The organism is Streptomyces sp. NPDC057474, from assembly GCF_042802555.1.
GTDB lineage: Bacteria > Actinomycetota > Actinomycetes > Streptomycetales > Streptomycetaceae > Streptomyces.
On the sequence record NZ_JBHVDX010000352.1, the window covers coordinates 1 to 7,043 of the forward strand.

Below are 7,043 nucleotides of genomic sequence, written 5' to 3' on the forward strand. Positions count from 1 at the left end.
CCTAAAAGCCCAGGCCCTACGGGCCCAAAAGCCCAGGCCCAGCGGGCCTGGAAGACCACGGCCCGCGGGCCTGAAAAGCGACGGGCCCGCGGGCCTGAAAAGCGATGAGGCCGCTGGGCCTGAAAGGCGACGGGGCCGCTGGGCCTGAAAGGCGACGGGGCCGCTGGGCCTGAAAGGCGACGGGGCCGCTGGGCCTGAAAAGCACGGGGCGCAGCCCCTGCTTTTCAGGGGCGCGGGGAACTGCGCGACCAGCCCCCACTCACCCGCACCCGCCAACACACCCGAACCCCCGAGCTCTACCGCGCGGTCCAGGGCACCTGCGGCGCACGGAAGTACCCGATCCCGAGCGCCTCCCACCGGGGCCCCTGCGCGGCGAGCCGCACCTTGTACCCGTCCCAGCCATGCTTCGAGGCCGGCGACCAGCCAAGCTCCGCAACCCCCGGCAGCCTAGGAAACGCCATGTACTCGACGTCCGCCGAAGTCACGATCGTCTCGGTCCACAGCGGCGCCTCGACACCCCGGATCGCGGAGTCGGGAGCGCCTGCCAGATAGTCACCCGGCTCCCAGTCGTACGACCGCCGCACATCCACGTACCCGGCCCAGTCGAGCCCCAGCGGGGTGTCCTTGTCGTACTTCATGTCGAGGTAGATCCGGTCGGCGGGCGACAGGATGATCCCCGTGCCGTTCCGCGCGGCCGCCACGACCTGCTCCTTCTCCTCGGCGCCCGTGCTGTCCAGCCCCCAGTACTGCGCGAGCGCGCCCCGCGCCGGAGTGGCCCCGGTCAGCTGATGCCAGCCGATCACGGTCTTCCCGTACTTCTCGACCACCGGCTGCACCCGGTCCATGAACTTCACATAGTCCTCGTGGCTGGTGGAGTTCGCCTCGTCACCGCCGATGTGGAGATAGCGCCCCGGAGTGAGCGCGGCCAGCTCCCGTACGACGTCCTCCACGAAGTCGTACGTCACGTCCTTGTCGACGCAGAGGGAGCTGAAGCCGACCTCGGTGCCGGTGTAGAGCGGGGGCGCGACACCGTCGCAGTTCAGCTCGGCGTAGGAGGCGAGGGCCGCGTTGGTGTGGCCGGGCATGTCGATCTCGGGGACGACCTCCAGATGGCGGGAGGCCGCGTACCGGACGATCTCCTGGTAGTCGGCCTTCGTGTAGTAGCCGCCGGGGCCGCCGCCGATCTGGGTGGAGCCGCCGTACGTGGCGAGGCGCGGCCAGGAGTCGACGGCGATGCGCCAGCCCTGGTCGTCGGAGAGGTGCAGGTGCAGCTTGTTGAACTTGTAGAGCGCCAACTGGTCGATGTGGCGCTTGACCTGGTCCACGCCGAAGAAGTACCGGGAGACGTCCAGCATCGCGCCGCGCCAGCCGTAGCGCGGGGTGTCCTCGATCGTGCCGCCCGCGACCGGCCACGGCCCCGGCTGCACGGAGTCCTCCTCGACGGCGGCGGGCAGGAGCTGGCGCAGGGTCTGGACCGCGTGGAAGAGGCCGGCGGGCGCGCGGGCGGTGAGGGTGACGCCGGAGCGGCCGCTCTCCAGCCGGTAGCCCTCCTGGCCGAGACCCGTCTCCCCGGAGGCCAACCGCAGTCGGATTCCGGCCTCTCGTCGTTCGGTGACCGGCAGCCGGTAGCCGGTCGAGGGCCGCAGGATCCCCGCGAGGTACTCCCCGATCCGGCGGGCCTCCGGGCCGCCGTCCACGACGATGTGCGCACCGCTGGTCAGCCGGTACGGCGATCCGTCGGCCCGGACAGAGGCGGGGGCCGGGATCACCTGCCCGAGCGGGGTGGTGGCGGCTTCGGTGTTCTCGGACACTGGTGTGGCTCCCACGGTGAAGGTCCCGGCCGCGACCAGCAGCAGCAGCGAACCGAGAAAACGGGTCGATCTGTGGCGCGGTCTCACAACGAGCTCCCTCCACCCATCGAACTGTGCGCTCCCCACCATCACCCCTCCACCACCTCCAGGTCTAGACCACCCCTGGCCGCGGCCGATGGAAGAATCCTCTGCATGGCGGAAATCCTCCAGCGGGACGGCACGTGGACCTTCGACGGCGACACACTGCGGCTGACCCCGGGCCGCGACAAGGGCGTGAGCCTGCTCCGCAAGACCCTGGGCGAACTCTCCGTCCCGCTGGGCGCGTTGGCGGGCGTCTCCTTCGAACAGGGCAAGAAGTCCGGCCGACTGCGACTGAGGCTGCGCGACGGCTCCGACCCGCTCCTCCAGGCGACCGGCGGCCGGCTCGCCGACTCCAACGACCCGTACCAGCTGAGCGTCGACTCCGACCGGTACGGCGTCGCCGAGTACTTCGTGGACGAGATCCGCAACGCGCTGCTCCTGGACGAGGTGCCGACCGACGCGGTGGACTCCTACCTGCTCGCCGGCCCCGCCGTCCCGCTCTCCGTCTCCGCAGGGGACGGCACCGCCGGCTTCGACGGCGACCACGTACGTCTGGAGTGGAACTGGAAGACGGAGGACGCGAAGGCCGCGTCCGGTGCGCGGACACTGTCGCTGGCGGACATAGCGGGCGTCGAGTGGCACCCCTCGGTCGGCCTGGAGAACGGCTACCTCCGCTTCACCGTGCGGAACGCTCCGACCAAGGCCCCGCCCAAGTACGACCCCAACTCCGTCGAGCTGTGGGGCTTCAAGAAGGACCCGCTGATGGCCCTGGTCGCGGCGGCCGTACAGGCCCGGCTCCCGCATCCGGCGGCCCCGGCACCGAAGCAGCTGACCCCGCCCCCGGCGGAGCCGGACCGGCCGGCCCCAGAGGCGGACCACGACGCGCTGCTGCGCCGCCTCCGCGAGCTGGGCGACCTCCACAGGTCCGGTGTGCTCACGGACGAGGAGTTCACCATGGCCAAACAGGCGGTCCTCAAACGCCTGTGACGCATACGAGGACCGCCTGCCCGGTACCGCATCGATGGTGCGCCCCGCCTTCCGGGCGCACCGGCGGCGCTACTTGGCCCGGCGCGCCACCGTGAAGTGGTCGACCTGCGCACCCGTCTCGGCGATACCGCGCACGGTCAGCGTGGCGTAGTGCCCCTTCGGCGCGGGCTTCACGTCCACGCGGAGGAAGGAGTAGTCGAGGTAACGCACCCGCGACCACGTGACGGTCTCGTTCTGCTTGCCGTCCTTGGTGTTGACGTACGAGGAGACGGACTCGACCTCGTTCTCGTGGCCCTCGTACGACAGCGGGGCGGTGAAGGAGTAGAGGCTGCGGCCGGCCGCGCCCGCCGTCACGTACACCACGCCCTCGGTCTCCGGGTACGCCGTGCCGCCGATCGGGAGCTTCTTGGTGACCGCGCCGGCCTTGATGACGTCGGTGCGCTCGTACTGGTGGTTGTGGCCGTTGATGACGAGGTCCACCGAGTACTTCTCGAACAGCGGCACCCACTCCTGGCGCACACCGCCTTCCGAGGCGTGCGCGGTGGAGGTGCAGTACGCGCAGTGGTGGAAGAAGATCACGACGAAGTCGACGTCCCTGGACGCGCGGAACTTCTTCAGCTGCGCCTCCAGCCACTTGGTCTGGGTGCCGCCTGAGATGCCGAGGTTGGCCGGGATCTCGAAGGAGATGTCGTTGGCGTCGAGCGAGATGACGGCCGTGTTGCCGTGGACGAAGGAGTAGACGCCCGGCAGGTTCTTCTTGTCGGGGCCGTTGTCGGGGAGGTTCCAGCGGGCCTCCTCGCCGCCGTAGCCGTTGGGCGAGTACCAGGCCTCCATGTCGTGGTTGCCGTAGGCGGGCATCCACGGCACGGACTTGGCGACGGACTCGGTCTGGGCGAGGAACTGGTCCCACACGCGGGAGTCGAAGCCGGTGTCGGCGGTCTTGCCGGCGCCGGACGGGTCGGCGTAGGCGATGTCGCCGGCGTGCAGGTGGAAGGCCGGGTTCTGGCCGAGGAGGAGGCTGTTGTTGGCGAGGCCGTGGTAGCCGACGCCCTCGTCGCCGAAGGCCGTGAAGGTGAAGGGCGCGCTGTGGGCGGGGGCGGTGGTGAAGGTGCCGAGGGTGCCCAGCAGGTGCGGCTCGGCCGGGTCGAAGCCGGCGTGCCCGACGCCGTAGTAGTAGGTGCGGCCGGGCTTGAGGTGGGTGAGCCTGGCGTGGACGTAGTACTGCGTGTGGTCGCCGCTGGCGCCGACGCCGGCCGGGGTGTAGAGGGTGCGCACCTCGGCGTCGATCTTGCGGGAGAGGTCCTGGGGATGGGCGCCGATGCGGATGAAGGGCTTCTTGACGGCGACCGGGACCTGCCACGAGACGGTGATCTCGGTGCGCGGGTCGTTGCCGTAGGCGAGGTGGCGGCCGAAGGGGGCGACGAGGGAGCCGTCGATGCGCTCGGCGCTCGTGCCGGCCTGGGTCGGAACCGAGGTGCGGAGGGCGGCCGGGGTGGCGGCCTGGGCCGTGGCCGGGACGAACGCGCCACCCGCCACGGCACCGAGGGTGACAGCGCCGCCCCTGATCATCGAGCGCCTGGAGAACTTGGAGCGCAGGTACTCGTGCTGCTCGGCCATGCTCATGCGCTCGGCCAGCTGCTCGGGTACGCCCATGCGAGGTATGTCCATGGCGTCCGAAACTCGTCGCCTCAGGCGACGGGATGCGGGACGCCGGGTGGACAGCGCACGAACAGGCACTCATAACACATTCATCGTTCCCCCAAGGGCCAGTAACAGCAGCCTGCCCGATATCGGGCAGAATTCTTGCGAAACCCTCTCCCGTCCCCCAGGATCTACCGAGTGCACGACGAACTTGTTGATCATTTGACGCGATCCTCGCCCCTCAACCGGGGCGAGGCGCTGCGTGTGATCCAGGACGTGCTCGCCTTCTTCGACGAGACGACCGAGGCGTACGTCCGTCGCCGCCACCGCGAGCTCCAGGCCCAGGGCCTGGTCAACTCGACGATCTTCGAACGGATCGAGGCGGACCTGAAGTACCGCGCGGTCGCACCGCCGGAGCTCACGCTCAGGCAGCTGCGCCGCATCGTTTACGGCTGATCGTTCACAGCTGATCGTTCACGGACGATGTTCGCGGCTGATCATCTACGGCTAGGGGATACATATATATGTGCGGGATTGTCGGTTACATCGGCAAGCGCGACGTGGCGCCGCTGCTCCTTGAGGGCCTGCAGCGCCTGGAGTACCGGGGCTACGACTCGGCGGGCATAGTCGTCACCTCGCCCAAGACGGCCGGTCTGAAGATGGTCAAGGCCAAGGGCCGGGTCCGTGACCTGGAGGCCAAGGTCCCCGCGCGCTTCAAGGGCACCACCGGCATCGCCCACACCCGCTGGGCCACCCACGGCGCCCCGTCCGACGTCAACGCCCACCCGCACATGTCGGCCGACAACAAGGTCGCCGTCGTCCACAACGGCATCATCGACAACGCCTCCGACCTGCGGAAGAAGCTCGAAGCGGACGGCGTCGAGTTCCTCTCCGAGACCGACACCGAGGTCCTCACCCACCTCATCGCCCGCTCCCAGGCCACCACCCTGGAGGAGAAGGTCCGCCAGGCGGTGCGGATCGTCGAGGGCACGTACGGCATCGCCGTCATGCACGCCGACTTCAACGACCGCATCGTCGTCGCCCGCAACGGCTCCCCCGTCGTCCTCGGCATCGGCGAGAAGGAGATGTTCGTCGCCTCGGACATAGCCGCTCTGGTCGCCCACACCCGCCAGATCGTCACCCTCGACGACGGCGAGATGGCCACCCTCAAGGCCGACGACTTCCGCACCTACACCACGGAGGGCACCCGCACCACGGCGGAGCCCACCACCGTGGAGTGGGAGGCGGCCTCGTACGACATGGGCGGCCACGACACGTACATGCACAAGGAGATCCACGAGCAGGCCGACGCCGTGGACCGCGTACTGCGCGGCCGCATCGACGACCGCTTCTCCACCGTGCGCCTCGGCGGCCTCAACCTGGACGCCCGTGAGGCGCGCCAGATCCGCCGCGTGAAGATCCTCGGCTGCGGCACCTCGTACCACGCGGGCATGATCGGCGCCCAGATGATCGAGGAGTTGGCGCGCATCCCCGCGGACGCCGAGCCGGCGTCGGAGTTCCGCTACCGCAACGCGGTCGTCGACCCCGACACCCTGTACATCGCGGTCTCCCAGTCCGGTGAGACGTACGACGTCCTGGCGGCCGTGCAGGAGCTGAAGCGCAAGGGCGCCCGCGTCCTCGGCGTCGTGAACGTCGTCGGTTCGGCGATCGCCCGCGAGGCGGACGGCGGCATCTACGTCCACGCGGGCCCCGAGGTCTGCGTCGTCTCCACGAAGTGCTTCACCAACACGACCGTGGCGTTCGCCCTGTTGGCGTTGCACCTGGGCCGCACCCGCGACCTCTCCGTCCGCGACGGCAAGCGGATCATCGAGGGCCTGCGCAGGCTCCCCGCCCAGATCGCCGAGATGCTGGAGCAGGAGGAGGAGATCAAGAAGCTGGCCCAGGAGTACGCCGAGGCCCGCTCGATGCTCTTCATCGGCCGCGTCCGGGGCTATCCGGTGGCCCGTGAGGCCTCCCTGAAGCTCAAGGAGGTCTCGTACATCCACGCCGAGGCCTACCCCGCCTCCGAGTTGAAGCACGGCCCGCTGGCCCTCATCGAGCCCGCCCTCCCGACGGTCGCCATCGTCCCCGACGACGACCTCCTGGAGAAGAACCGCGCCGCCCTGGAGGAGATCAAGGCCCGCAGCGGCAAGATCCTCGCCGTCGCCCACCAGGAGCAGGAGAAGGCCGACCAGACGATCATCGTCCCCAAGAACGAGGCCGAGCTGGACCCGATCCTCATGGGCATCCCCCTCCAACTCCTCGCCTACCACACGGCGTTGTCCCTGGGCCGCGACATCGACAAGCCGCGCAACCTGGCGAAGTCGGTGACGGTGGAGTAGCGGCGCCCCCCGGGACGGGGCGCGGGCTGGTCTTTGCTTTCGGCTTGTCGCTTTCAGGGGCGCGGGGCTGTATCGATATTCGACTCCGCCGCGGGGCGCGACCAGCCCCCACCAACCCGCAGAGGCCGAACAAGAGGACGGACCCCCCGTGATGCCACCCATCACGGGGGGTCCGTTCATG

Annotated in this window: 5 protein-coding genes; 3 read left to right on the forward strand and 2 right to left on the reverse strand. The window is 69.5% G+C overall.

Annotated elements, in window-relative coordinates; genetic code table 11:
* Positions 1-296: 296 nt before the first annotated feature.
* Complete coding sequence (locus ACFU53_RS45410) at positions 297-1,898, reverse strand: beta-N-acetylhexosaminidase (protein ID WP_384005946.1); 1,602 nt, start codon at positions 1,896-1,898, stop codon at positions 297-299.
* A gap of 105 nt (positions 1,899-2,003) precedes the next feature.
* Between ACFU53_RS45410 and ACFU53_RS45415 the strand changes: the two genes are divergently transcribed.
* The gene (locus tag ACFU53_RS45415) at positions 2,004-2,879 is read left to right on the forward strand and encodes a DUF4429 domain-containing protein (protein ID WP_384005947.1); all 876 of its coding nucleotides are present in this window, start codon (positions 2,004-2,006) and stop codon (positions 2,877-2,879) included.
* 69 nt (positions 2,880-2,948) lie between these two features.
* Here the strand turns inward: ACFU53_RS45415 and ACFU53_RS45420 are convergent, their stop codons facing one another.
* Entirely contained in the window at positions 2,949-4,532 is a 1,584-nt protein-coding gene (locus ACFU53_RS45420; protein ID WP_384005952.1) for a purple acid phosphatase family protein, read from the reverse strand.
* Between the two features lie 186 nt (positions 4,533-4,718).
* Here ACFU53_RS45420 and ACFU53_RS45425 point away from each other — a divergent pair, with 186 nt between their 5' ends.
* Positions 4,719-4,976: a hypothetical protein gene (locus ACFU53_RS45425; RefSeq protein ID WP_384005949.1), complete on the forward strand. Its 258-nt coding sequence runs from the start codon at positions 4,719-4,721 to the stop codon at positions 4,974-4,976.
* Between the two features lie 68 nt (positions 4,977-5,044).
* Positions 5,045-6,862: a glutamine--fructose-6-phosphate transaminase (isomerizing) gene (gene glmS, locus ACFU53_RS45430; RefSeq protein WP_384005951.1), complete on the forward strand. Its 1,818-nt coding sequence runs from the start codon at positions 5,045-5,047 to the stop codon at positions 6,860-6,862.
* Positions 6,863-7,043: the final 181 nt, after the last annotated feature.